Origin of the sequence: Enterovibrio baiacu, from assembly GCF_004120195.1 — a bacterium.
GTDB lineage: Bacteria > Pseudomonadota > Gammaproteobacteria > Enterobacterales > Vibrionaceae > Enterovibrio > Enterovibrio baiacui.
This window is the reverse complement of sequence record NZ_SCHN01000011.1, coordinates 150,454-176,824: the sequence shown is the minus strand read 5'-3', so window position 1 is coordinate 176,824 and position 26,371 is coordinate 150,454. Positions and strand designations below refer to the sequence as shown.

Sequence of the window (26,371 nt, the reverse complement as noted above, 5' to 3'; positions counted from 1 at the left end):
ACTCACAAATGAAACATAAATGACTTTTATGCTTCTTTGTCTCGTCATTAATGCTTCAAATTAGTGAAACATGAATGTCACATAACTCTCCTAAAGTTGCCCTCGTTGAGTCAAATAACGCTTTCAAAGAAAGGCATTTTTTAAGGATAGTTATAATGAAATCAAACGTTTTCACCGCTCTGTGCATGGCAGGCGCATTGGTTGCCAACTCCGCTTCAGCGCAAGAAACCATCACGGTTTCAGGATCAACGTCTGTGACAGAAGTAATGGAAATTCTGGCTGAAACGTACCAAACACAAAACAACAGCACATTCATCGAAGTACAAGGCACAGGCTCTTCGGCAGGCGTAAAAGCAGCAAAGAACGGCACCTCGATGTTTGGCATGTCTTCACGTGATTTGAAAGACTCAGAAAAAGAACCTTCGCTAAAAGAAACCGTGATTGCACGTGACGGCATTGCCGTCGTCATCAACAACAGCAACACACTTAACGACCTTTCCATCGAACAGATTGCCAAGATTTACCGCGGCGAAGTGAAAAACTGGTCTGAAGTAGGTGGCGAAAACAAACCCGTCGTTGTTGTCACACGTGACACAGCATCTGGTACGCGTGGTGCATTCGAAGACATCATGAACCTAAAGCGAAAAGTGAATGGCATGACAGTGTCAGCTATTTCTCAACGCGCACAAGTTGGCAACGGTAATGGTGTCGTGAAAACCATCGTTGCAAACAACCCCTTTGCCATTGGTTACATCTCATTAGGTTCAATCGACGAATCACTGAAAGCCATCAAAATCGGCGGCGTGACGCCGACAGAGCAAAACGTTGCGTCAGGTGATTACCCCGTCGCACGCCCATTCCTTGTTCTAAGTAAAGAAGGCAAACCTTCACCTGCCGCTGAAAAATTCCTTGATTGGGTTGTTTCTGCTGACGGTCAAAAAATCGTAATGAACGAAGGCTACGTGTCAGCGCAATAAACCGAGATACCTTGGCCTGACACATTTCGTCAGGCCGATTTACTTTAAATCCACACTGTCAGTACATGACATCTGGAGTTTCCATGACCATCGCAGCCGAACAAGCACCTAAGCACTACACCAGCAAGCTCGGTCGCCGTAAAGGCCGGGATTGGCGAGAAGCCATCTTTCGTTCTTTATTCCTAACAGCAGCCATCATTGGCGTGCTTTCACTTGCCACTATTGGCTACTTTATTTTTCTTGAAGGCATCCCTGCGATTCAAGAAGCGGGCATTACAGGCATCGTCACGGGTACAGAGTGGTTGCCACCTGCCCTTTACGGCATTTCGCCAATGATTGTGGCCTCACTGGCGTCTACGCTTGGTGCTGTCGCGCTAGGCGTGCCAATTGCAGTGTTAACTGCCGTTTTTATTGCTGAAATCGCCCCAAAGTGGCTTGCAAACATTATCCGCCCCGCGGTGGAACTGCTGGCTGGTATTCCTTCCGTGGTTTATGGCTTTTTTGGCCTTGTGATCATCGTGCCCTTGATTCAGGACGTGTTTAACGTGCCTGCCGGCAACACCTTGCTAGCGGGCATCGTGGTGCTTGCCATTATGATCCTACCAACGGTTATCGCCGTGTCTGAAACATCGTTACGCGCTGTGCCGAAAACCTACAAAGAAGGTTCTCTTGCGCTGGGCGCATCACCAATGTTCACCACATTTAAGTTGCTCATACCCGCCGCGCGCTCAGGCATCATGACAGGTGTCATTCTGGGTATTGCACGCGCACTTGGCGAAACCATGGCCATCATCATGGTGATGGGAAACGCACCCGCCATGCCAGAAGGCATTCTAGATTCAGCGCGAACGCTCACAGCAAACATTGCCCTAGAAATGTCCTACGCGTCAGGGGTTCACGCCAGTGCACTCTACGCGACAGGTATCGTGCTGCTTATTTTCATCATGATTTTAAACGCTTCACTGCTTTATCTTAATCGCGAAAAAGCGAGGTAATGACGATGTCTATTTTACAAAACGTCAGCAAACAAAATGCGCGTTCTCGCCACCTAAAAGACAAAGCCGCGCTTGCTATTGTATGGACAGCGGCCGCCATGACAGTTGGCTTCCTGTTCTGGATTATCTGGTACATCTTGAGTAACGGTTTGCAGTATGTGAACTGGTCATTCATCACGAGCAACTACACCCGTATAGGAGAAGAATCTGGTATTTGGCCGATGATCGTATCGACCATTTACATGGTACTTGCATCGATTTCCATCGCAGCACCTATCGGCATCATGACGGCGATTTATCTGACCGAATACGCGAAAGTGGGCAGTAAGCTCGTGAAGGTCATTCGCTTTTGTACGGAATCACTGGCGGGCATCCCTTCGATTATCTTTGGTTTGTTCGGTATGACCTTCTTTGTGGCAGTACTGGGTTTAGGCTTCTCGATTCTATCGGGTGCGTTGACGCTGAGTATTTTGATTCTTCCTGTGATTATCCGAACCACAGAGGAAGCCTTGATTGCGGTGCCAAATACGTATCGCGAAGGCTCTTACGCATTGGGTTCATCAAAGATTTACACCATTTGGAAGCTGATACTTCCAAGTGCAATGCCAGGTATTGTTACCTCCATTATTTTGAGCGTCGGTCGTGTAATTGGCGAATCAGCCCCGGTTTTCCTTACCGCAGGCATGGTTGCGCGCATTCCAGACAGCCTGCTCGATTCAGGCAGAACGCTCACTGTCCATCTTTATAAATTAACTCAGGAGCTCTACACGGTTCACGAATGGCATCAGGCATACGCCACTGCCACCGTACTGATTGTTGTCGTGCTACTCATCAACATGCTGACAAAACTGATCGCCAGCAAATTCAGCAAAGCCACTTACTGAGCCCGAGGATTAAGAACATGAACAAATTCAACATTGAAAACCTAAACCTGTATTACAACGATGGCGACACACACGCGCTAAAAAACATCAACTTGCCGATTCCTCATAAGAAAGTGACAGCGTTAATTGGCCCTTCAGGCTGCGGTAAGTCTACCTTGTTGCGTTGTTTGAACCGCATGAACGATTTGATTGCAGGCGTAAAGATTGATGGCCTTGTGGAGATGGATGCGGAAGACGTGTACGGCAACATCGACGTTGCGAACCTTCGTATTAAAGTGGGTATGGTGTTCCAAAAAGCGAACCCTTTCCCGATGAGCATTTATGAAAACGTGGCGTATGGCCTTCGTGCTCAAGGCATCAATGACAAAAAACACCTCGACGAAGTGGTAGAGAAGAGCCTTCGCAGCGCTGCGCTATGGGATGAAGTAAAAGACCGATTGAAGTCGAATGCCTTTGGTCTGTCTGGTGGTCAGCAACAACGTCTGTGTATTGCTCGTACCATCGCGATGGAACCTGATGTAATCCTGATGGATGAACCGACGTCGGCACTTGACCCGATTGCCACCAAGAAAATTGAAGATTTGATGGAGACCTTGAAGAAAGATTTCACCATCGTCATCGTGACCCACTCAATGCAACAAGCACGACGCATTTCAGATCGCACAGCGTTCTTCTTGATGGGGGAGCTGGTTGAGCACAACGAAACTGAGCACATTTTCATGAACCCGACCGACCATCGCACGCTGGGTTATGTGAATGGCGATTTTGGTTAATCTGAGAAAGCATAATCTAACAAGGTTAACCCTAGAAAAGCGCAATCCCGATACAGCTTACTCCGTATCGCAAAGCGAGTGAAAAGCTTTACCGAACCCACCCATTTTTTGGGTAACGAGCGTGACTTTTCACTCTGCTTGATCGTCTTTTTACTATAACGACAACAAAGCGATGGTATTCACCCTTGCCCCCTGAATTTGGGGGCTTTTTTGTTTCTGTCCGAATATTATCCGCCAATTGTTCATTCCATCGACAGTATTCACACAATTATTAGGGTTTTAACACTTTCCTGACTTGCGCACGTCGCAATAATCGGAATAATGGCGAAAGTCAGTAAACGTCCAGTTAATCGCTCAGGTGTTGAACCAAGCCTTGACTAGACTGTCTCTATCGAAGCTGATTCAGTTTTCTATCTGGAGTTGATAATGAAAAGAACCGCAATCGCAATGCTATTCGCGCCAGCAATTTTGGCTGGCTGTGCTGCTAGTTCAGGCCAAGGATCATCAATGGACGTTACCGTTGATAACATGCAAAACCACAACTGGGTGCTAGAGAGTGTTGACGGAAAAGCGCTGGCGCTTCCAGAAGGCTTTGCAGCACCAAACCTAGAAATTGGCGAAGCATTCGCTGCTAACGGTCACGGCGGTTGTAACCGTTACTTTGGCCAAGCTGAATTGAAAGGCGACCAGTTCCGCATCGACAAGATGGCAACAACCATGATGGCATGCCCTGAACCTGCGATGGCGCTTGAAGGTGTGATGTCAAACGTATTGGGTAACTGGAGCTCAGTAGAACTGGGTGAACAAACCCTAGTACTGAAAAACAGCGACCACACGCTACGTTTTCAACTGACTGACGGCACTAACTAATAGTAAGTTAGCCCATCAACGCATTCGAATAATGCGTCAGTGACGAATAATCAGCCTCCCACGTGAGGCTGATTGTCTTCTGGGGAATAGATCCAATGTGTTTGGTCTCGTCCCTCTGCAATGGCTTTGTTCAGCGCAATTTCTGCATACGCCATGAACTTGGTGGGATCAATTTCTTCTGATTTCAGCACAGTCACGCCCCCGATCGACACGGTAACAATGTCGTCCCCTGCTTCTTTGTCGAAAGGCAACTTCAGTACCTTCACCGCATCAAAACACAGCTGCGCGATCGGTGCGCCGTCTTTGGTGTTTGGCAATAAGATGGCAAAAGACTCTCCACCATACCGCGCGAGTAAATCCCCAGGCCGCTTTAGCTTGTCGGCCAGTGCTTGGCTAACAAGGCGAATCACTTTGTCACCTCCCACACGGCCATGTTTCTCGTTGTAGGCTGACATGTGGTCAATCTCGACGATGAGCATACTCATGGCCAGACGATCACGTTGAGAACGCTTCACTTCGGCATCGACACACTCATCAAAGTAGTCGCGGTTGTATCGACCAGTCAGCCCATCAGCCTTCGACATTTTCTCGAGCTTCTTGTTCGCATCCCTCAGCTCTCGCGTTTTTGCATCCACGCGCTTTTGCACGCTCAGAGCGCGGTGCTGCAACACATACTGCAAGTAGGCCAGCAGGGAGAAAATGATCATGCCGACAACAAATATCAGGTAAGGATAAATACTCATGCGCGTTTGCACATAATCAATGGTCGGCGTGCCACGCAATACCCACTCTCGGCCTGCGAAGTATATAGGTTTAGAGGTATAACCCAGTGTCATGACTGGCGACTCTGCCAAGTCCACAATGTTCTGAAAAATCACATCGCTTTGTTCGTTCAGCCCCTTGTCGATGAGCTCTAGATTTATGGCCTCATTCACAGTGTTACTGATGGCGATATCAAAGATATCCTGCACATCGAACAGTGCTACGAGGAAGCCGCGCAATGCCGCTTCCCTATCCGTTTGGGTTTCAGGGTTACCAACAAAAACGGGCAAAAGCATTAGGAAGCCGCTGTGATCTTCAAATTCTCGCTTCAATCGAATGGCGGGCGTAGCAATCGGCACACCTCGATACCAACTCATTTCCAACGCATCTTTCATGGATGGACGCGATGCTAAATCAAACCCCATGACATTCTGGTTTTCTTCATAAGGCGTGACATACCTGACGGGGAAATACTGATTGCGCGATGCGGCCTTCACCAATTGACCATTGGCACTGAGCTCAACGATCTCAAACAAAGCAAACTCGAGTGCAGCTTCTGCTTCATAGAGGTCACGATCTTTCTCAACCAGATATTCGGCCCATTCCATCGAGCGGATATTGGGGTGTCTGTCCATCACGCTGTCAGCGAATACAACAAAAGCATCTTCATTGATCTCATCGCTCAATGCGATTTGATTGCGCAGTGCATAAAGCAGTTCTATGCCAATGTTTAGCTCTCTGCCAAGGGAGAGCGCTGCATTCTCAACGTCTTTTTGTATTTCATGCTCGATGGCAAGTTGCTCAGAGCGGTGCAAAGACATGGCAGCGAGGAACGAAAAAAACAGCCCAATAAAGACTGTTATTAACGTTGATGCCATCATCTTCTTTGCCATTGCCTACCCCACCAGCAAAATGTGTTAACTAATTGTTGTGCATAAATCACAAAATCGCCAGCCAAAGGTGTTTTAACTGCTTGTATTCATTTGATTGAACTCTAGTGAGTCATAACGTATTAGCAACAAAAGCACCCGAAAATCGGTGTCCCTCTCGAGTATTTTTCACGACAGATTACTGTCAGTTATTCGACGGTTCGCGCAGTCTCTGAACATTCCCGCCCCTAATTGGCCGTCCAGATGTTTACATGTCCACCTCGATTGATTAGAGTTCTTAAAACAAACTCAATTTACTCAAAAGGATATTGAGAAAAATTCATGATTGAAGTTAAGCATCTACGTACTCTGTCAGTGTTAAGAGACACAGGTTCACTCACTTCTACTGCCACACAGTTGTGTTTGACTCAGTCCGCACTCTCCCATCAACTCAAAGACTTAGAGGTGCGTATTGGTTCGCCTTTGTTCTTGAGAAAGACACGTCCCGTGCGTTTTACGGCGGAAGGACAAGTGCTACTCACGTTGGCTGATGATGTATTGCCGAGGCTGGCGCGTGCAGAAACCGATTTGGCGGCGTTGAAGGAAGATGCGCAAGGTCGTCTGCATATGGCGATTGAATGCCATTCTTGTTTCCAATGGCTCATGCCAGCATTGAAAGAGTACAAAGTCAGTTGGCCATTGGTGACGTTAGACTTTTCATCAGGTTTTGGCTTCGAACCCTTACCGGCACTTGCAGGCGGTGAATTAGATGTGGTCATCACCTCTGACATTGCCCCACGCAGTGAAATTCATTACGAAGCCTTGTTTGATTTCGAAATGCGCTTGGTGCTGGCAGATACTCATCCTTTGGCGAAGAAGAAAATCATCGCCCCAGAAGATCTGGCGAACGAGACGCTACTCACCTACCCCGTTCAACGACAACGTATGGATGTGATTAAGCATTTCTTGCAGCCTGCAGGCATTGAACCTTCTCAGTTCAAATCTGCTGACAACACATTAATGCTCATTCAAATGGTCACCGCGGGACTTGGCGTTGCGGCCTTGCCCAACTGGGCAATCAGTGAATTTTCTCGACAAGGATTAGTGGTAGACAGGCCTTTAGGGGAAGGATTGTGGCGTCGACTGTACGCCGCCGTCAGAAACCAAGAAGCTTCGCGACCATATTTACAGGCATTTTTTGCAACTGCAAGAACCCAATGCCACACGCACTTGGTCGGCATTAAGAAGGTATAACCCTGATGAACGTGGTAAACGCTGGCTACTTTTGACGTAGCTGGTTCACGTCCGCGTCGTAGTAGCACCCCAGCTCATCAAACCGGTGCTGCAGTTCATTTGCATCAAGATCGTACTTCACGATCAAGGCGTCTAAGCTGCCACATTCTAAACGCAGTTTTTCATTCACAATGCCATACACAATCGGGGCTTCAAGCTTTTCGAGGTTATGGATTTCCATGCTTTATCTCCTGACAGATTCCCAAAGAACCTAACAAGGTTCGCGCTTCGCTTTTCAACGTCTCACTGCATGAAAGTGTAGAACGTCAGGCTTATACCAGCGATCTGCGGGCATGAAAAAAGGCACTATCCGTGCCTTTTATTAATCCTGTTACAGTCGCGCAGACAGCCAGTTACATAAATGGCGCTATCGCGATGGTTGAAGCACTCAGCAACACGCAAAACGCAACGCCGAGTTGCGCGATGTGAGGTGGTGTTTGGCGCATCAAATGCATGGCCCAAATACACACGCCTAACAGCACAAGACCAAGGCTCGTCAAGATGGTAGACACCAAGGCCGCCGCTTCTTGCTCTGGCAACATGGCGCTTGAAACCGCCAACATCAACGCCATCATCATGGCGGAAAAAATGCCAACCACAGGAAGAATGCGATGAAAGGCTTGTAAACGAGAGCGCGCTTTAACCAACAAGTAGTGCGCGGTTACCGCTCCCACCAGCAACACTTGAGAGAGCATCAGCAACCCCGTTGTTACCCCTTGCTCCACTGCTGCCATCAATACCGCCAGCACCGCAAAGCCGTTGGCTAAATGCAGCACAGGAATGGGCCCAGATTGACGTGTTTTGCCCGACTTAGATCTGAGCGAGAAAATGCCCAGAGCAATAAAAGGTAATGCAGAGAAAGGGGAAAACGGCGTCACAATGGCCCAACCCGCCACCAAAAACCAGAATGCTTTATGCAAGCGACCACGTTGCCCAGGGCATATATCCCCTTTCAACAACACAAGCGTCAGCACTAATTGAGCACCCAACAATCCAGCCATGACCACGGTGCTTATTACGTCGTACATATGTCTCTACCTATCAAAATCTTGAGAGCAATTATATGTGCTCACCAAATAGGTGCAACAACATAGATAACCTCACAAAAATAGATGATTAATTTGTATGCACTCATTTTTATATGTAATTAGTGATATATCTAGACAGCGTTCATGAACGCACTTCAAAGAATAACGGACAATTACCCACATTTTGGCGAATATTTAATCGCAATGAGCACAAGGTTACGAAGACATGGAGTTATCGTATAAACGCTTATCCTTTATCTGGTTGGAACTATGGAGCGCAAAACAGCATGCAACCAGTTTTAATACCACACGCGCGACCTATCTCAGCCCTCGCGTTTCAGCCTTATGCTATGTCTGGGCATTTTTAACACTCGCTTGGATACCGGTTGATGTTTACCTGCTTGGTATTCAATCCCACTCTTTGGTGACATTGCGCGTTATCCTTGCATGTACGCTTGTCATCATCGGCCAAAAAGCAACAAAACATGGCACACTTGCAGCGGGGAGACTCGCCATCACAGCGTTTGTCGTGTCAGTCAATAGTTTCTATTTGTTCGCAAACAGTACACTCGATTACCAGCATTCGGTCACTAGCACGACCTACTTTTATACTCTACTCCCTTTTGTACATATCGTGCTGTTAACCATTTTCCCACTTACCATTCGCGAATCTCTGAGCTTTATGGCTCTCACTGCCGCGATTCAACTTTACGTGGATGCGTCAAGCGGTGCCCTTTTTAAGCTCGATGAAATGGCGATTTACTGGCTGCAAACCGTGGTGGGTCTCATGGTGATTTGGGCGCAAACGTCGAAAGTCCACATGATGCTTCGCTTGTACCGACATGCCACGCTTGATCCACTGACGGGTGTATACAACAAGCGCATGTTGCTCACGTTGGCCAAACGCGATTTTGAAAACACGCGCTTTAAGTCGCGACCGTATTCCGTCCTCATCATGGATCTTGATCGGTTTAAACGCGTGAATGACAGGTATGGACACTTTGCAGGTGATGTCGTACTCAAAGCCTTCTCTGAATCGGTACAACACACACTGAGAAAGTCAGACATTTTTGGGCGTTTCGGTGGGGAGGAATTTATTTTGTTTCTGCCGCATTGCAGTACAACCAATGCAAAAGATGTCGCGAATCGGATCATGCAGACTATCCAAGATTTGGACATTGCCGTGGAAGGTTTAGATTCACCAATCAAAATCACCACATCAATAGGTATTGCCACCAGCGAATCCTTTGACGATGATTTTTCAACCTTACTCGAAAAAGCGGATGCCGCGCTTTATCGCGCAAAAGACAAAGGCAGAAATTGTGCCCTAGTCTTCGATGCCAGAGCAAAAGAAAGCAAAAATAACTGCCGACGCCCTTGGTTAGAGTTTGCGAATTGAAACGCCGACAATTCCCAAGCAGCCGCTATCAAGGTTAATTCAACAACATTGGGGTGTTTCTGCTTTTTCGCGAACACCCAATAAATGAATTAAGAGCACATTCACTGCCGCTAGCGACATTGCGCCTATCGTCACCAGCGGCCATCTTCCCAACTCCCAACAACCAATGAGATAGAAGCCACCCAAACTGCCGCCCACGTAATAATGAACGAGGTACAACGCCGTTGCAGTTGCTTTGCCCTTTTCCGCTCGACGACTTACCCAGCCATACGCAAGAGAATGGGAAAAGAACGCCCCCGCACCGACAATCAACAGTCCTAAAATGACCATGCTGACAGCATCAACGCTTGCCACCAACACGCCAAGCATGGTGATGCCTGTACCCAGCAATAATCCACTGAACACAGAAAAACGATTCGCCCATCGTCCACTCAGTTTGGATGTTAACGTCCCTGCCAAATAACAAATGAAAATGGTGGAGACCAAACTTACCGGCAGGTTAAACGGAGCGTCCACTAAACGAAACGCGGTCACGGAATAGATGTTCACGAAAATCGCGAAGTTAATTCCGCCTATCATCATGGCAAGAAGCAATAAAGGATTGGTCAGGTGCGAACGAATGGTCGAAAGCTGCGAACGAAATGACGTATTAGAGACTGAAAAGTGTTGTTGAGGCGGAAGCAAGGCATAAACGAAGGCGATCCCGAGAACAGTAAAAGCCGTCATGCCGATAACCGCGCCGTGCCAACCGAACGCGTCCGACAAAAAGCCCCCGGCTAAACGACCACTGATACCGCCAATCGAGTTGGCACTGATGTATCCGCCCACGGCCATCACCAGCGCCATTGGGCTGAATTCTTCTGCGATGTATGCCACAGCCACCGCGGCGTAACCCGCCAACGCAATGCCCATTAAGCCACGCAGCAATACCAAGGTCCAAAAGGATTCTGCCCAAAGCGATAACATACTGACAAGCGGAATGAGCACCAAGCTGGTTAGCATCACTGGCCGACGGCCTACTTTTTCAGAAAGCATCGCCCAAGGAAGTAAGCTGACGGACAAGCCTAGCGTCGTCGAAGCAAGCAACCAGTTCACTTTGGTGGCAGTTACGTCAAACCCGATGGCAAACACAGGCAACATGGGCTGAAAAAGATAGAGATTGCAGAACACCAAGAACGACCCAAACGAGAGTGCAAAGGTGGCTTTTCGGTATGCAGGGCTATTCAATTCAATCATGGTGTTAGGCGCAGTCTGTTTCACAAGATAGATTGAAAGTAGCAATCCAACCGTAATAAATGAAGTATATTAAATTTATCAAAGTAAGATCTTTTATTAATAGCTAGGCAATGCCTTCGTTAACGATAGCCCAGGGAAAGTGCACATGGATTTACGTCAACTTCGCTATTTCATCAGCGTTGCAGAGCACCGGAGTTTTACCAAGGCAGCGTCAACACTGCATATCGCGCAGCCGGCTCTGAGCATTGCCATCAAAAAGCTGGAAACCAGTGTTGGTCTGCCACTTTTTGATAGAAATGAACGTCAAGTTCACCTCACACATGAAGGCGAAGTGTTGTTGCCTCACGCGTATCGCATTCTTCAACATGTCGAGGATGCAAGTACCGAAATGGCGGAATTGCGCGGCCTACAAAAAGGGGAAGTTCGCGTAGGCGTTCCCGGCATGCTGGGGTCGTATTTCTTTCCTTCCTTGCTTATGGGATTCAAAAGTAAGTACCCCGACCTCACCCTTATCGTGGTGGAAGCTGGCACACAGTCTATTCGTCAAATGCTGTTGGATGGCGAACTGGATATCGGCGTTATTCACAATCAAGATGTTCCCGCTGCGCTCGAGACCACGCATTTGATCTCATCGCAAATGGTGGCTGTCACAAGCAAAGATCACCCCCTTGCCGATGTGAAATCCATGTCATTTGACGATTTCTTTAAAGAAGAGCTGGTGATGTTCAAGAAGGGGTATTTTCACCGAGAATTCATTGATCGCATTTGTGTGGAACGAAAAATCACACCACACCTCTCTTTTGAAACGAACCTATTGGCGATGATTCTGAACATTGTCAGGCACGGTTTCGCGATAACGGCATTACTTGAAATGGTGACCGAATACGAACCAAGCCTCGTCCCTATTCCCTTTGAAGAGCCTGTCATCCTTGATATCGCCATAGCATGGCGTAAGCACGGGTATCTCTCTCTTGCTGATCGCGCATTCATCGATTTTATACAACAAAACAAATAGGTACATCATGACCTCATTCGCCTTTGGTAACCCGCATGCCCGCGTCCACGTGTATGTAGAAAAAGCGCCACCCGTTGAAAGCTTGTGGGGACATGCTGATGATCTGCCCCCTTATACGCCGCTTCAAAAAGGGCATATCAAAACCTTGGGTGATGCAGGAGGAAATGGCTGGAGAAAAGTGTTCAATGTGTACGCGAAACTCATGTTCGCCTTGCCAGAAAGCAGCCCTTTCTATCCGCAGGGATACAAAACATGGCAAGCTTATCGCGATCAAGCGCTTCTGCAAGCAGAATCAAGTACCGCCCTGCACTTTGGAATGGCAGATCCTTTACGCGTTGCTCAAACGCAACAAAGTGATCCCGCCCCCCTCACCATACATATTATTGCTGGGCGAACACACGCACACAAACTCGGGCTCTCTGGGTCGTGTGTTTGGATAAACAATGAATTTGCAAAGCATCCAACACTGCCTATTCTCATTTGCCCCTACTTTGATTATCGACAGCTTTCAAACATAAAAATAGAGGCGCTCACAAAGCTCATGCCGGTCTCGTGATTGTCCTGAATAACGTATATGCAACATTTTTATTTCTTTGTTAAACACATCGCAATAAAGCTCTGATATGATGAAAACCCTGCCACTATGTTTAATTTATGAGACACAGAAAGCGCCCATCAATCTGGATAGAAGTTGGCACTGGCACGCATGAAAATAACAATTTGCCGCGCACACAGGGATTTTAAAATGAAAATGAACAAATACACGTTAATCGGTTTGGCGATAACGCCGTTTTTTGCTCAAGCACAGCTTGCTGAACAGGGTGGATTAAGTGGGGAGATTTCAGTGTTGGGTGGTGTCGTATCAACAGATTCGAACCTTTCAACCAGCGGCGAAAACACCAAGAATGGCGAGCTAAACAGCAACGGGGACAGAGAAGCAGATGCCATCTTCGGCGCATTGGGCAAGCTGGCCTTTACCTTTGGCAGTGGCCTAGATAAACAGATTTTTGTGGGTACCTCTCGCGAAGATATCGCTATCGGTACTATTGCGCTGGAAGCAGGCTACAAGCAGCAGTTTGGTTCGGGCACCACGATCACTGCATCTTACCTACCGACATTGGTTAACGAAGACATTTGGGCTGACCCTTACATCACACGTTCGCCACGCACTGAAACAGAAAAATCCGGTAATGCCTATCGCTTTCAGGTTTCTTCCATTGGTGGTTCACCATTGTCTGTTGATTTAGCCTTTGCAGAAACCGACATAGAAAATGAACAGAGCGGGCAAGCTTTGGGACTGTCCCAATCGGCGCAAGAGTCCCTTCAACGCAGCGGAGACACCTTTTATTCCAAACTGAGCTATCGCCAATTCCTAGGTCGTGGCTTAGGCGTTACACCTTCCCTGATCTACTTTAACCATGACGCTGATGGTCAAGCTATGTCTTACCAAGCTTATGGCGGTGAACTGACGTATTTCAGCTTCGCGGGAAGAAACAAAATCGTGCTAACAGGTAGCTACCAATACAGCGAATATGACTCGGCCCACCCTGTGTTTGGACAGCCACGCGAAGACAGCAAATACGGCGTTTTCCTTGCTTACGAATACGCACACTTGTTCGAAATCCACCCGTTGTCGTTGGTGGTTTTGGCGGGATACAACAATACCGAGTCAAATATCGATTTCTATGATGCACGCCAATACCTTGCTTCCGCAGGTGTCAGCTTCAGGTTCTAACACAACAGCGTCACCCCCCAAGGGCACACATTACGCCCTTGGGTTTCGTCTGAAAGTTTCCACATCCCATAAGGTCTATTCCCTCATTAAGCACAATTAAACGATCAATGTTATTATTCGGTACACCGCGCTATTTCTTTCATTGTCATGAATATGCCGTTTTTACATGTTCTCAATCTAATTAACGGCTGTAAGCACGATGGTGTGCTCTAGGCTATTTTTAAAACAAGACACGCAACAAAGTGTCGCCACGTACATTTTTAATAATTTTTGGGTCAACTATGTCAACAACACAACCAACCAGCCGAACGGATTGGCTAATATTTTTTCGACGTGCCAAAACCGTTGATACACTCGATGTGATGCTAGAGGCTGCTCTGAGAAAACTCGCGACACCCGCAGAACAAGCAGATGCCATTCTTGGGCATGAAGCAAGATTGGACGAAATTGAAGGTCAGAAACGTTCGCCGTTTTAAAAAATTGAACGTGATTTAGCGTGAGAAAAGAAGTCTAAATATTCGCGTAGACATGCCACCCACAACATCAGTGTCGTCGCGGGTGACAACGCGCATACAGCAGTAGTCAGCTGTGCCAAACATCACAAATCATGTCTGTCCATGTATTCCTGAGTGTCGTACATACTGCGTCGCTGTGGAGCATTTCATCGATCTCATTCAGGTCATAGTGTTGGCAATGCTTTTCAAATACCTCTTTGGTTACTTCTTTCGCATCGGCCCTGAGCGCGTCGCTAATGGCATCGCCCACACGTAGTTGCGCTAACACGTCGACGGCTTGATTATATTGCTTATCCATACTTTCCCTCCGCTGGAATTTTTTACATTGAATGCTTACAAATGACTCGTTTGCATTAAAATGTTTCTCTATTGATATGGTTGTTACATTAATAATTAAAATTATGCGGGACTTAGTCAAGATAGAAAGGCATTAAGTTTGAAGTTATGTCTATTTAATAAGACTTAAACATTCATCATTTAGTTTATATATACCCAAACAACCTGAAGATGCTCGATTTCAGAGGCCATCAGTGCGTTCAGTTCAAGGCAAATTCTTGTAGGAATAGTCATTCTATTTCACAGGAATTTAACGATGAAGTGGACGCACTGAAGGCCTCCCTTCGGGCGAGTTTACTGACGCCATGCTCGGTGTTATCCCTTTTTGATGGAGATCACTACATCGGCAAAGGGACGCCTAGATCATAACGTCAGTAAACCTCGCTGAATCCTGCATCTTCAGGTTGTTTGGGTATATGAACAAAGACTCACACATTACCCTCTCGTATGTTTTGTTGGCTTGTTTATCAGTTTTTCAATTGTTTTTATCAAAGCGAATCAGTAAACATCATTTATTTGGTCTTCTGGATGCTTTTATTTAACCTAAGAAACCTTAGGATGCTCCATCCGCATGGCCAACCGGTGAATTCTCTAAAAACCTTGTAAAAGTGCAGGTTTAATCTCGCTGGCTCTCACCCCGTCAAGTCGCTATAATTGCCGCCTTGCGAGAAAGAGGTCAAAAAATGCGCAATTCTGTTACTCCTATTTACGATTACCCAAAATACTGGGCTGAGTGCTTCGGCGCTGCGCCATTCCTTCCTACCAGCCGTGAAGAAATGGACATGCTTGGTTGGGACAGCTGTGACATCATCATTGTCACGGGTGATGCCTATGTCGATCACCCAAGTTTTGGTATGGCTGTTATTGGTCGTGTACTCGAAGCACAAGGCTTTCGAGTAGGTATCATTGCGCAGCCTGAATGGCAGAATAAAGATGCGTTCATGGCGCTAGGCCAACCTAACCTCTTTTTCGGCATCACTGCGGGTAACATGGACTCCATGATCAACCGCTATACGGCGGACCGTAAACCACGCCACGACGATGCATACACACCAGACAACAAAGGCGGCATGCGCCCTGACCGCGCGGTATTGGTTTATTCGCAACGCTGCCGTGAAGCCTATAAAGATTCTGCGATTGTTATCGGCGGTATTGAAGCCAGCCTTCGTCGTCTCGCGCATTATGACTATTGGTCTGACAAAGTTCGCCGTTCAGTGTTATCAGATGCAAAAGCAGACATCTTGCTCTTCGGTAACGCAGAGCGTGCATTGGTTGACGTTGCACATCGCCTATCTCGCGGCGAAGACATTAAAACCATGACCCGTATTCCAGGTACGGCAGTGATGTTAAAAGCTACGCCTGAAGAAATGGCAGAAATCGACAGCACGCGTATCGACAAGCCAGGCAAAGCCATGGTGATGTCCAACCCGTATGTGGTAGAAACGGCGTGTGAAACCTCGAAAGATGCAGCGAAAGAAGAAGTCGCAAAGCCTGTAATGGTTCGCCCTGCACGTCACGATGCTGAAAACAGCTACGTGCGCTTGCCTTCGTTCGAAAAGCTCTTGAACGACCGCATTCTTTACGCACACGCAAGCCGCGTGATGCACCTAGAAAACAACCCATATTCAGCGCGCGCACTGGCTCAAAAACACGGTGATCGCGAACTGTGGGTTAACACGCCGCCCATTCCTCTTACTACAGACGAAATGGATTATGTGTTTGGCTTGCCCTACGCACGTGTTCCTCACCCGAAATACGGCAACGCGAAAATCCCTGCCTATGAAATGATCAAAACGTCGGTCAACATCATGCGCGGTTGTTTTGGTGGTTGTTCTTTCTGTTCTATTACCGAGCATGAAGGCCGCATCATCCAAAACCGTTCTCAGGAATCTATCTTGAATGAACTGGAAGACATTCGCGAGAAAGTGCCAGGTTACACCGGCGTTATTTCAGATTTGGGTGGCCCAACAGCGAACATGTACCGCTTAGGCTGTTCTGATCCAAAAGCAGAAAGGAACTGCCGTCGCCCTTCGTGCGTGTTCCCTAAAATCTGTGAAAAACTCAACACAGACCACCAGCACACCATCGACCTTTATCGCGCTGCGCGCGAAACCAAAGGCGTTAAGAAGGTGGTGATTGCGTCAGGTGTTCGTTATGACCTTGCGATTGAATCACCAGAGTACGTGAAAGAGCTTGTGACTCACCACGTTGGTGGTTACTTGAAGATTGCCCCTGAACACACAGAGAAAGGCACTCTGGATCTGATGATGAAGCCGGGCATGGGCACCTATGACCGCTTCAAGGAAATGTTCGACAAGTACACCAAAGAAGCGGGTAAGAAACAGTATCTGATCCCTTACTTCATCGCCGCACACCCAGGGTGTACTGATGAGGACATGCTGAACCTAGCATTGTGGCTGAAAGAAAATGATTTCCAGTGTGACCAAGTACAGAACTTCTACCCGTCGCCGATGTGTAACGCAACGGCGATGTATCACTCGGAGACAAACCCGCTTAAGCGCGTGAAATACAAAAAACGCGAAGAGTTGTTTGTAGCGAAAGGCGAGCTTCAACGCCGTCTGCACAAAGCCCTGCTTCGTTATCACGATCCTGCTAACTGGCCGTTGATCCGTGAAGCGCTGACCAGCATGGGTAAAAAGCACCTGATCGGTGATCGTCCGGGCTGTTTGATTCCGCAACCGGGCACAGAAGCAGAGCTGACATTCGCTCAACGCCGCGGGTCTGGTCGTCACGGTGCGAAGCGCTTTGCGACGAAACACCCTAATCAGCCTGATATCCGTAAGCCACAGCGTAAAACCGCTGATGGCAAACCTGCAGGTGGCCGCCCTACCACCGGCGCTAAGACAAGCAATGGTAATAAACCAACGAATGGTGGAAAACCAAGCAACGGTAAGCGCCCAACGGGCGGAAACACCGCAGGCAATGGACACAAACAAGGCGGTGGTAAGCCATTCGCGGCTAAACCTACAGGAGGCGGTAAGAAACGCCCTGCTGGTCAGCGTAGCCGCCAAACCGCGCGCTAAGCGTCATCCGGTTTCTTACTAAATAGAAACGAAAAAAGCGAACCAAATGGTTCGCTTTTTTTTAGCTGTCGCTAGGTATTTAAAGTACTAAGCTGGCGTTGCTAGCGAATGAGTTCGGAAACAACAAGGCTAATAACAGCAACGGCCACAAGGGCAACAAACACGATGGCAATCTTCTTTTGCATTTTTTCATCCACAAATTTGGCTGCCAGAAGTCCAACGAGTATCAAACCAACAATGAAAACAATCTTAATCATTTACAAGCCTCGCTTTGGCGTTACGTAGTGATCATTGCTTAACGCCTTAGTCAAGGCAACGATTTGATTTTCAATAGAGTATATCTTCTAAATCCAAGTTATTCCGCGCGCTTTCGCCCACTTCCCTTCGAAATATGCATCACACACTCCATCAGCTTTCTACGATGTATGTGACCCTTTCCGTGCGGCTGAAGTCGTTTAAACGCTTGTCGCTTAGTGGGGTTAATCCACCTAAAGCGGACAAAGCCATACAATGTGCTACGTTTAAAGCGCAGTACAGGAACAACTCCTACTCCATATTTTTGCATTAAAACAATTCGCCGATACGAGGCGATGTGAAAAGGACGCTTTGTTATGTTGAAAAAATTAACTGCCGAATTCATCGGTACGTTTTGGTTAGTTCTGGGAGGCTGCGGTAGTGCTGTTTTAGCAGCTGGAGTACCCGACGTTGGCATCGGTTATTTAGGTGTTTCACTGGCTTTCGGTTTAACCGTGGTCACCATGGCCTATGCGATTGGTCATATCTCCGGTTGCCACCTAAACCCTGCTGTCTCTGTTGGCCTTTGGGCTGGCGGACGTTTTCCAACCAGTGAGCTTTTACCTTACATTGTCGTTCAGGTTGCGGGCGGTATTGCCGGTGCTTACGCTGTTTATATGATCGCCAGCGGTCAGCCGGGGTTTGATTTAGCCGGTGGCCTCGCGTCCAATGGCTACGGCGAACACTCACCAGGCGGCTACGATTTAACATCGGGCTTTATCACCGAAGTCTTGATGACCTTCATGTTCTTGATCGTCATTCTTGGTGCGACGCACAAGCTGTCTAGCCCAGGCTTTGCGGGTCTTGCGATTGGTTTGTCACTCACACTGATCCACCTCATCAGTATTCCAGTGACCAACACCTCTGTTAACCCTGCGCGAAGCACTGGTCCTGCCGTGTTTGTTGGCGACTGGGCACTTTCACAGCTTTGGCTGTTCTGGGTTGCACCACTGATTGGCGCCATCCTAGCAGGTGTTATTTACCGCTGGTTAAGCCCTAACGAAGACTGATCTTGTTACGAATCAGGTTTCGATAAACCTGATTCTAACGCCGCTAACGTTAACGCCTCTGACACCTTGCTCACTTCATTGCTTGGTTTCGGAGGCGTTTAGTCTTTAGGGCTCTCCGCCGAACAACTTAACATCCAGCGTATACCAAACTTGTCCGTCACTATCCCAAACCTTACCCCCCAGAACGTATAGTCCAACGGCATGATGATCTGCCCCTGATCTGACAATGCAGAAAAAACCACGTCCTGACGCGTCTGCTCTGTGAACCTGACATGGAAGGCGACATCCCCCGACCCCTGCGCTAGCGAGTCATCAAGGCCATCTGACGCGAAAAAAGAAAGCTCAGGAGAAACAAATTCTGCATGCATGACGCGATTGAGAAAATGAGAAGGAAATTCGACGGGCGATTCGTCAAAGGTACTTAATGTAACGACCTTACCATCAAGTGCATCAGCGTAAAACTGAAGCGCGTCTCGACACATGCCATGAAACGTAAGATGTGGCTGAAGTGAAGACATAACGACAGACTCCTTTCTAAAAAGGCACACCCAACAAACACAAAGCACACGTTCGGCAATGCGTTGTTTGGGTAAAGGGTTATCGGTAAGCCTATCAGCTCCTTCAGCTCGCCCCGCTCTACTATTGCGACGCCGTGTAAAATCGTGACTTTTTACATGCTTGGTATGAGAAGAAGCTGATGGTTCAGAAAAAGAAAAGGGGCAAACGCCCCTTTATGATATTGAATGAAAAGCAAAATGGCTTACACCAGCTTGAGCAACACTTGCACAGGGTGAAGCATTTTATGATGCTCAAATCGCTTTACTTGGCTGCGGCACGAATAGCCCGTTGCCATGGTTCGCGTTGGTGGTAACGATTCAAGACGCGGCTTCCAACTCAGACCGTAAATGCCTTTTGAGTTTTCCAGCTTGTCGGATTCATGGCCATAGGTGCCTGCCATGCCACAACAACCCACTGCGACGGCTTCCATTTTCCCGCCAAAGTGCGCAAAAATCTTGCCCCATTCGGCTTCTGCATTAGGCATCTTGGTTTTTTCAGTACAATGTGCAAACAAGTACCACGCATCTGTGTCTGCTTGCTCTTTGGTTGGCTGGTGATTGATTTCTTCAATCAGCCATTCATGAGCAGTCAGTACTTGGTAGTCGCCACGCTTGTCTCCCAAGATTTCGTTGTACTCATCGCGGTAACATAGTACCAACGCTGGATCGACACCGAGCATCGGCACATCAAGCTCAGCAATTTGGTTTAGAAACTCTGCTGTGTTCGCCGCGGTTTTCGCAAACTTCTTCAAGAAACCTTTAATGTGCTGCGCTTTTCCGTTTGGCTTGAATGGCAGAAGCATGGGTTTTTTACCCAGTTTTTCAATCAGAGACACCAAATCACGCACCACATCCGCTTCATAGAAGCTGGTGAAAGGGTCTTGCACAATCAGTACGTAACGAGAACGCTCTGACGCACTCAACGCCTGTAGCCACTGCAAATCAAACTTGGTGGCATGATGCCCGTCGAGCGATTCCATCAATGTCGGCACAGACAACGCAGGCGCATCAACATACCCAATGGTGGCCTTCGTCGCCGCTTTCGCCCATTTCGGCTGAGTCATCGCATTGATGAGCACAGGCGCTTTTGCCATCCAAGGCAGCATGGTTTCGATGTTTGCAACGAGGTAGTCCTTAGCAGGACGCTGATAACGACTGTAATAGAGGTTAATAAAGCGCGAACGGAAACTTGGCACGTCCACTTTAATCGGGCATTGGGTTGCACAGGCTTTACACGCCAAGCAACCATTCATCGCTTCCATCACTTCATGGGAGAAATCGTAATCGTCTTTCTTCGCCATCCACGTGTTTTTGAAGCGTTCGAAAATTTGACGAATCGATGGCGTCTTATCCATCAGCTCTTTTTCAAGTACTAATGGATCAACACCCTGCTCTGCCAATAATCGCAGCCATTCACGCACGATACCTGCGCGGCCTTTTGGCGAATGGCGACGGTCATAACTGATCTTCATCGACGGACACATTGGAGAGCTGGTGTCGTAGTTAAAACACAAGCCGTTACCATTACATTCCATCGCTTGGCGGAAGCTATCACGCACTTGAATCGGGATTTGTCGGTCAAAGGCACCGCGTTTTTCGCCGTCCACTTTCACCAATTCATCAGAACTTTCAAAAGGCGTACAGATCTTGCCCGGGTTCATGCGGTTATGCGGATCGAACGCCGCTTTGACTTTGCGCAGCTCGTTAAACAAGTCTTCCCCGAAGAAGTCAGGGCCGTACTCTGAACGGAAGCCTTTACCGTGCTCACCCCACATCAAGCCGCCGTATTTCGCCACCAGCGCAACCACTTGATCAGAGATTGTCTTCATCAGCAGTTCTTGCTCGGGATCGCACAAATCAAGCGCGGGACGCACATGAAGCACACCGGCATCCACATGGCCAAACATGCCGTAATTCAGGTTATGGCTATCCAGCAACGCGCGGAACTCTACAATAAAGTCAGCAAGGTTCTCTGGCGGCACACACGTATCTTCTGTAAACGCGACAGGTTTAGCTGCGCCTTTTGCCGCACCAAGTAGACCCACGGCTTTCTTACGCATATTGTAGATTTTGTTGATAGACGCCAAGTCGTTACAGACCTGATAACCAATCACGCCTTTATCACCGGCTTCGACCAGCACATCCAATCGCTCGCACAGTGATGCAACCTGAGCCTCAATCTCACTCACGTCGTTGCCCGCGAACTCAACAATGTTGATGCCCTGCATGTCTTTGCCCGGCACATCGGTCAACAGATCTTTGACCGTGTTCCAGACAATGTCTTCGCGCGCCAGATTTAAAACCCGTGAGTCAACGGTTTCTACCGACAACGCATTTGCTTCCACCATCACAGGTGCACTGCGCAATGCAGAATCAAAGCTGTCGTATTTCACGTTCAACAAGGTGCGGGCTTTAGGGATGGGGGTAATATTCAGTTTGGCTTCTGAAATAAAACCCAGAGAACCTTCCGCACCACACAACACACGTGCGATATCAAAGGTGTCTTGTTCCGGGTTGTAAGCGTTTTTCAGGTCATAGCCGGTCAAGAAGCGGTTCAGCGGCGGGAATTTCGCATCGATATCCGCGCGTTTTTCTCGGCAGATACGCGACACTTCACGCAGCGCATGTCCTGCATAATCTTGGCGTTCAGTGGCTTGCACGTCGGCATATTGAAGCGATTCCGTATCCAGCTCGGAACCATCTGCGAGTACCGCTTTCAGTGCCAGAACATGGTCAGAGGTTTTGCCATACCGCAGTGAGCCTTGACCCGACGCATCGGTATTCACCATACCACCGACCGTCGCACGGTTACTGGTCGACAAATCGGGAGAAAAGAAGAAACCGTGTGGACGAAGTGCATCATTGAGTGCGTCTTTCACCACACCGGCTTGAACACGCACCCAGCCTTCCTCTGGATTCACTTCGAGCACTTTTTGCATGTGACGAGAAACGTCGACGACAACATGCTGTGTGAGTGATTGGCCGTTCGTGCCCGTGCCGCCGCCGCGCGCAGAAAAGCGGATCGCATCAAAATCGCCGTTTAGAGAGGCTTTACCCACAAGGGTTAAATCATGCGTAGACGTAGGAAAAATAACGGCTTGAGGCAACATCTGGTAAACAGAGTTGTCCGTGGCGACCGCAAGGCGGCTCGCATAGAAAGTTTCGGTTTCACCTTGGAAACCCAACGCTTTTAGCGTATCAAGATAACGCCCTACCACTGGGTCAAGCGTATGTTGATGATTGAGTACTGGTAACATCTTGCTCCCTGAAGCCAGAAATTGCACCGTGGATCCTTACGGCAACTGGCAGTTTGCGGATTATTCAACTGCGCATAACTTTACAACAGCCAAGGGCGGCTTCAAAGCGGATTTCCTCTTCGATTCAATGTAAAAGCGGCTGAAAACACAAAGCTTTCAATTCAGCCAGTGTAATTTCAGCCGCTTATTCAAGGTGTTCAGCGAAGTACATGGCGTGAACATATGCTCACACCGACTAGAATCAGATTTTCAACACCTTTGGTAACATCCGAGGTGCCACGACCAACAGCCACACGGCAATCGCCCAAAGCGCGCCACAATGCACCGCCACTATCACGGTGTTCACGGCATATTTCGCTGTTAACCAATAATCAACAGCCGCAATAGCCAGTACGCCGATGGAGAGCAGCGAAAAGAACGTCAACTTAACATGTCGCTTAACCGGTGAAACATACACGGGGAAGAACTTTAGCCACATCAAGGCACTGTAAACGCCAAGACACACCGCTGATAGATAAATAATGTGAGGTTTATGAATGATCCCGCCGATGGCCGCTATAACGGCAAACGCCGCAACCCAGAAGCGCGCGGATATCAACACGTAGCGTCTGTCCTCGAATCGCCACTTTCTGACGTGATGAAGGCCAAACGTGCCCGCTACGCCCAATGCTATGCCAACCAATACATCGGATGGGTAGTGCTCACCCAGCAACATGACTTTGAGGCTGACAAACAGAATCGATAGGATGCCGCCCATCATAATCAACCACCGTGCTTTACGGTGTTTCTCAGCGGTTTTTGACGTCATCCACACCCAGCCAAACAGCATGGTCGTCAAGGTCACCATGGTACTTGGCAAGGTATAACCTAAGGTATTGTGCACGCCGAACACAGGGTCAATAAAGTACGGACGAGGAACAACAATCACAGTACTCAGAATCAAGGTGAGCGTCGCCATAGAAAGCATCCCTGCTCCGTATATCAGTAAAGCGCGATGGCCTTGATAGCTTCGAATAAGGGGTAACGTCAGTAGAAAAAACAGCGGCGAAAAAATACAGCCAAACAGAATGACCAACTTGGATAAAAACAAGGTCAAACCGCTACTTGAAATCGTATTTTGCCATTCTTGCAGCATGATCAATTGGGATTCATAGAATGGAATCAAGGTGCCAATTTCACCTGGAGAAAATAGAAATGTGCTTGGCGGCACGTCGGGGACCCAATTGGGAAATTGCCATTTGTGTTCAGGGAAACGATAGTTGCTTCGCATGGCTTTATTGTCGGCATTCAACAGTACGCGCGTGACTTCTTTGCCGAAGTGCGGTGCCGTCCAAACCATCACAATGCGTTGGCCATGTTTATCCATGTAGAAACGCGCAGGCGTCGCCAACTCACAGGCATACAGGGCGGAATTATAGGTACGCGCGATTTGTTTTCCGACGTTAACCACTAACCCTGTTTCTTCAAATGTTTCGCGCTTTGCAGCCATCTCTGGCGTTTCGTCACCAATGATTGAACCACCCGGTATCGCATATTTTCCGCTGATGGCTTCTTCGATCATCAAGATATTTTTGTCTTTATCCACCACCAAGCAATCTGCCGCTTTGATCGGCAATGTACTGTTGATTGAATTCTTCGCTGGCTCCGCTCCCACAAACGCAGAAAACATAACCCCTAGCCCGATTAACAGTTTCCGCATTTTCACCGTAAACGTGTCCTTTATTATTCTCATTCCTAGCCACGTCCGTTTGTGACATCACCAAGAGGCAGTCATAATCAAACGTTCGTATTCCCAACCGTTCACTACAATGACCGATACTGCTGTTCTGCCAGATCTACCACCGCATTATTACCTTGCTAATTTTGCTTCTATCATCGACACCGTAACCGCGCGTTACGGCGATCTTCTTACCCAAGAAGAAGGTGACTGGATAACGGCTTTTCGTGACTTACCCATCAATGCACAATGTTTGTTGGTGCGATTTCTTTCCCGAAAAGGCCACTGGTTTCGTGAAGACAAACTCAATTACCCCGAAATCGACAACCTGCCGCATGTCATCTCTGCCCTCGCAGAAGCACATCTCATTGATATTGAATACGCACCTCCTTTTGATGCCCTTTGTTCACTGTTGACCAAACCCGAACTGCTCAGTCACTTCGCCGCCTTGCCGCTGAATAAAAAAAGTAAGAAAGCTGACCTTATCGAAGAGATTGCTATGCACTCCCCCACCCCAGAACCGCTGACATTTTCGTGTCTGCATGTTCGGCTCGATGTGATGCCAATTTTCCTACTCTTGTATTTTGGTAACGCGCGACAAGACCTGAACCAGTTTGTTTTAAGTGACCTAGGTATTCAGCGGTTCGAAAGCGTATCACTTACTGCTGAGGAGAGGTTGTTTACAAGTAGAGACCAAATGAAAGACTGGCTAAATTTGTCCTCTCTTTCTGAGCAATATTGGCAATTGTTGGAGAAAAAAGACAAACACGCCCTTCTTGAGTTGCCCAAAGCGCTTCCTTTTACAACAGCGTGGCCGCCGCTAGAACGAAAACGGCAACGGTTGATTAACCAATTGGCGAGAGAACAAGAGCGCGCAGGAAATATTGATGATGCCGCCATGCTGTTTTCACAATCACACTTGCCTCCCTCAAGGGAGCGACAAGCCCGTATCGCGATAAAGCAAGCGGATTGGACACGTGCCAGCGAATTGGTCAGTAGCATGCTCGAAAAGCCCTTTAATGAAGATGAAAAAGACGTGGCGGCACGTATCGCAAAGCAATTGGCAAAGAAAACCGACTTTTCCTGCCCTACTGCCAACGTGCACCTTTACGAAAACCTTCACCTTTCATTGCCCTTAGATACACGCGTGGAAGTGGCGAGCGCAGCGCATTTCACCGAACAAGGCTGGACAGTGTGGTTCAGCGAAAACCTGTTGTTAAATGCACTCTTTGGCTTGACGTTTTGGGACATCATTTTCAGCCCTGTTTCGGGGGCATTTTTAAACCCCTTCCAACGTTCACCTCGCGACATGTTTTCTTCTGAATTTTACGCCGCGCGACAATCTGCCATTGATGAACGCTTGCACGCTTTGGCACAACAAACTCGAGAAGAAAGCGTAAAACAACGTCTCAAAACGTTTGAGGAAAAACAGGGTTTGGCCAATGATTGGGTGTTCTGGGGGTATATCGACAAAGCACAGATCGAAGCCGCGTTGCTGACGTTAGCGCCACATCAACTCGTGGCCTGCTTTAAGCGCATATTGTTCGACCCGAAATCAAACCGTGCAGGTCATCCTGATCTTTTCATGGTGAAAGGAAATACCTGTCAGTTTGTCGAAGTAAAAGGACCGGGAGACAAGCTGCAGCATCACCAAGTGCGTTGGTTAGATTTCCTAAACAGCCACCACATCATCAGCAAGGTGCTGTACGTTGAAGACGCAAATATTTCGTCTCGCACAAAGGCAAATTCTTAAATTTGAAACATACTTTAGTGAGGACATATCAGCAGCATGTCGCCGCTGACAA

23 protein-coding genes are annotated in these 26,371 nt (G+C 48.0%); 14 read left to right on the top strand and 9 right to left on the bottom strand.

The window, feature by feature from the left end:
• Positions 1 to 155: 155 nt before the first annotated feature.
• The 5 genes from EQP46_RS13225 to EQP46_RS13205 all read left to right on the top strand — a co-directional run bounded on the left by EQP46_RS13225 (position 156) and on the right by EQP46_RS13205 (position 4,499).
• The gene (locus EQP46_RS13225; RefSeq protein WP_129494113.1) at positions 156 to 977 is read left to right on the top strand and encodes a phosphate ABC transporter substrate-binding protein; all 822 of its coding nucleotides are present in this window, start codon (positions 156 to 158) and stop codon (positions 975 to 977) included.
• Between the two features lie 83 nt (positions 978 to 1,060).
• Positions 1,061 to 1,972: a phosphate ABC transporter permease subunit PstC gene (pstC, locus tag EQP46_RS13220; protein WP_129494112.1), complete on the top strand. Its 912-nt coding sequence runs from the start codon at positions 1,061 to 1,063 to the stop codon at positions 1,970 to 1,972.
• A complete protein-coding gene (gene pstA / locus EQP46_RS13215; protein ID WP_129494111.1) occupies positions 1,972 to 2,856 on the top strand; it encodes a phosphate ABC transporter permease PstA in 885 nt (294 codons plus the stop codon). Before pstC ends, pstA begins: the two co-directional genes overlap by 1 nt.
• 17 nt (positions 2,857 to 2,873) lie before the next feature.
• Complete coding sequence (gene pstB / locus EQP46_RS13210) at positions 2,874 to 3,629, top strand: phosphate ABC transporter ATP-binding protein PstB (protein ID WP_240671729.1); 756 nt, start codon at positions 2,874 to 2,876, stop codon at positions 3,627 to 3,629.
• A 426-nt stretch (positions 3,630 to 4,055) separates the two neighbouring features.
• Positions 4,056 to 4,499 carry an META domain-containing protein gene (locus EQP46_RS13205; RefSeq protein WP_129494109.1) on the top strand — a complete coding sequence of 148 codons (444 nt, stop codon included), beginning with the start codon at positions 4,056 to 4,058 and terminating at the stop codon, positions 4,497 to 4,499.
• Between the two features lie 50 nt (positions 4,500 to 4,549).
• Here EQP46_RS13205 and EQP46_RS13200 read toward each other — a convergent pair whose 3' ends face one another.
• A complete protein-coding gene (locus EQP46_RS13200) occupies positions 4,550 to 6,154 on the bottom strand; it encodes a CHASE domain-containing protein (protein WP_240671728.1) in 1,605 nt (534 codons plus the stop codon).
• Between the two features lie 318 nt (positions 6,155 to 6,472).
• Between EQP46_RS13200 and metR the strand changes: the two genes are divergently transcribed.
• Entirely contained in the window at positions 6,473 to 7,384 is a 912-nt protein-coding gene (gene metR / locus EQP46_RS13195) for an HTH-type transcriptional regulator MetR (RefSeq protein WP_129494108.1), read from the top strand.
• Positions 7,385 to 7,409: 25 nt separating this feature from the next.
• Here the strand turns inward: metR and EQP46_RS13190 are convergent, their stop codons facing one another.
• Positions 7,410 to 7,604: a DUF4250 domain-containing protein gene (locus EQP46_RS13190; RefSeq protein WP_129494107.1), complete on the bottom strand. Its 195-nt coding sequence runs from the start codon at positions 7,602 to 7,604 to the stop codon at positions 7,410 to 7,412.
• 172 nt (positions 7,605 to 7,776) lie between these two features.
• Positions 7,777 to 8,451: a hypothetical protein gene (locus EQP46_RS13185; protein ID WP_129494106.1), complete on the bottom strand. Its 675-nt coding sequence runs from the start codon at positions 8,449 to 8,451 to the stop codon at positions 7,777 to 7,779.
• Positions 8,452 to 8,677: 226 nt separating this feature from the next.
• Between EQP46_RS13185 and EQP46_RS13180 the strand changes: the two genes are divergently transcribed.
• The gene (locus EQP46_RS13180; RefSeq protein ID WP_129494105.1) at positions 8,678 to 9,850 is read left to right on the top strand and encodes a GGDEF domain-containing protein; all 1,173 of its coding nucleotides are present in this window, start codon (positions 8,678 to 8,680) and stop codon (positions 9,848 to 9,850) included.
• A gap of 39 nt (positions 9,851 to 9,889) precedes the next feature.
• Here the strand turns inward: EQP46_RS13180 and EQP46_RS13175 are convergent, their stop codons facing one another.
• On the bottom strand, positions 9,890 to 11,086 hold the full coding sequence (locus tag EQP46_RS13175; protein WP_192545509.1) for an MFS transporter: 1,197 nt from the start codon (positions 11,084 to 11,086) through the stop codon (positions 9,890 to 9,892).
• A 145-nt stretch (positions 11,087 to 11,231) separates the two neighbouring features.
• Between EQP46_RS13175 and EQP46_RS13170 the strand changes: the two genes are divergently transcribed.
• The 4 genes from EQP46_RS13170 (at position 11,232) to EQP46_RS13155 (ending at position 14,312) form a co-directional block, all read left to right on the top strand.
• The gene (locus tag EQP46_RS13170; protein WP_129494103.1) at positions 11,232 to 12,101 is read left to right on the top strand and encodes a LysR family transcriptional regulator; all 870 of its coding nucleotides are present in this window, start codon (positions 11,232 to 11,234) and stop codon (positions 12,099 to 12,101) included.
• Positions 12,102 to 12,108: 7 nt separating this feature from the next.
• The gene (locus tag EQP46_RS13165) at positions 12,109 to 12,657 is read left to right on the top strand and encodes a DUF6942 family protein (RefSeq protein ID WP_129494102.1); all 549 of its coding nucleotides are present in this window, start codon (positions 12,109 to 12,111) and stop codon (positions 12,655 to 12,657) included.
• Between the two features lie 189 nt (positions 12,658 to 12,846).
• Positions 12,847 to 13,836, top strand: a complete 990-nt coding sequence (locus tag EQP46_RS13160) for a DUF2860 domain-containing protein (protein ID WP_129494101.1) — start codon at positions 12,847 to 12,849, stop codon at positions 13,834 to 13,836.
• Positions 13,837 to 14,117: 281 nt separating this feature from the next.
• Positions 14,118 to 14,312 (top strand): hypothetical protein, encoded by a 195-nt coding sequence (locus EQP46_RS13155; protein ID WP_129494100.1) that lies wholly within the window; start codon positions 14,118 to 14,120, stop codon positions 14,310 to 14,312.
• A 106-nt stretch (positions 14,313 to 14,418) separates the two neighbouring features.
• Here the strand turns inward: EQP46_RS13155 and EQP46_RS13150 are convergent, their stop codons facing one another.
• A complete protein-coding gene (locus EQP46_RS13150; protein ID WP_129494099.1) occupies positions 14,419 to 14,649 on the bottom strand; it encodes a hypothetical protein in 231 nt (76 codons plus the stop codon).
• Between the two features lie 721 nt (positions 14,650 to 15,370).
• Between EQP46_RS13150 and EQP46_RS13145 the strand changes: the two genes are divergently transcribed.
• On the top strand, positions 15,371 to 17,731 hold the full coding sequence (locus tag EQP46_RS13145; protein ID WP_129494098.1) for a YgiQ family radical SAM protein: 2,361 nt from the start codon (positions 15,371 to 15,373) through the stop codon (positions 17,729 to 17,731).
• A 101-nt stretch (positions 17,732 to 17,832) separates the two neighbouring features.
• On the opposite strand, the gene EQP46_RS24240 is transcribed toward EQP46_RS13145, so the two are convergent.
• The gene (locus EQP46_RS24240; protein ID WP_167482768.1) at positions 17,833 to 17,988 is read right to left on the bottom strand and encodes a hypothetical protein; all 156 of its coding nucleotides are present in this window, start codon (positions 17,986 to 17,988) and stop codon (positions 17,833 to 17,835) included.
• A gap of 357 nt (positions 17,989 to 18,345) precedes the next feature.
• Between EQP46_RS24240 and aqpZ the strand changes: the two genes are divergently transcribed.
• Positions 18,346 to 19,035: an aquaporin Z gene (gene aqpZ, locus EQP46_RS13140; protein WP_420841377.1), complete on the top strand. Its 690-nt coding sequence runs from the start codon at positions 18,346 to 18,348 to the stop codon at positions 19,033 to 19,035.
• A 98-nt stretch (positions 19,036 to 19,133) separates the two neighbouring features.
• On the opposite strand, the gene EQP46_RS13135 is transcribed toward aqpZ, so the two are convergent.
• The 3 genes from EQP46_RS13135 to EQP46_RS13125 form a co-directional block, all read right to left on the bottom strand.
• Entirely contained in the window at positions 19,134 to 19,553 is a 420-nt protein-coding gene (locus EQP46_RS13135) for a VOC family protein (RefSeq protein WP_129494096.1), read from the bottom strand.
• 242 nt (positions 19,554 to 19,795) lie between these two features.
• On the bottom strand, positions 19,796 to 22,849 hold the full coding sequence (gene ydiJ / locus EQP46_RS13130; RefSeq protein WP_129494095.1) for a D-2-hydroxyglutarate dehydrogenase YdiJ: 3,054 nt from the start codon (positions 22,847 to 22,849) through the stop codon (positions 19,796 to 19,798).
• Between the two features lie 241 nt (positions 22,850 to 23,090).
• Complete coding sequence (locus EQP46_RS13125) at positions 23,091 to 24,581, bottom strand: bifunctional NUDIX hydrolase/phosphatase PAP2 family protein (protein WP_240671727.1); 1,491 nt, start codon at positions 24,579 to 24,581, stop codon at positions 23,091 to 23,093.
• A 76-nt stretch (positions 24,582 to 24,657) separates the two neighbouring features.
• On the opposite strand from EQP46_RS13125, the gene EQP46_RS13120 reads away from it, so the two are divergent.
• Positions 24,658 to 26,319, top strand: a complete 1,662-nt coding sequence (locus EQP46_RS13120; protein WP_129494094.1) for a VRR-NUC domain-containing protein — start codon at positions 24,658 to 24,660, stop codon at positions 26,317 to 26,319.
• The last annotated feature ends 52 nt before the right edge of the window (positions 26,320 to 26,371 follow it).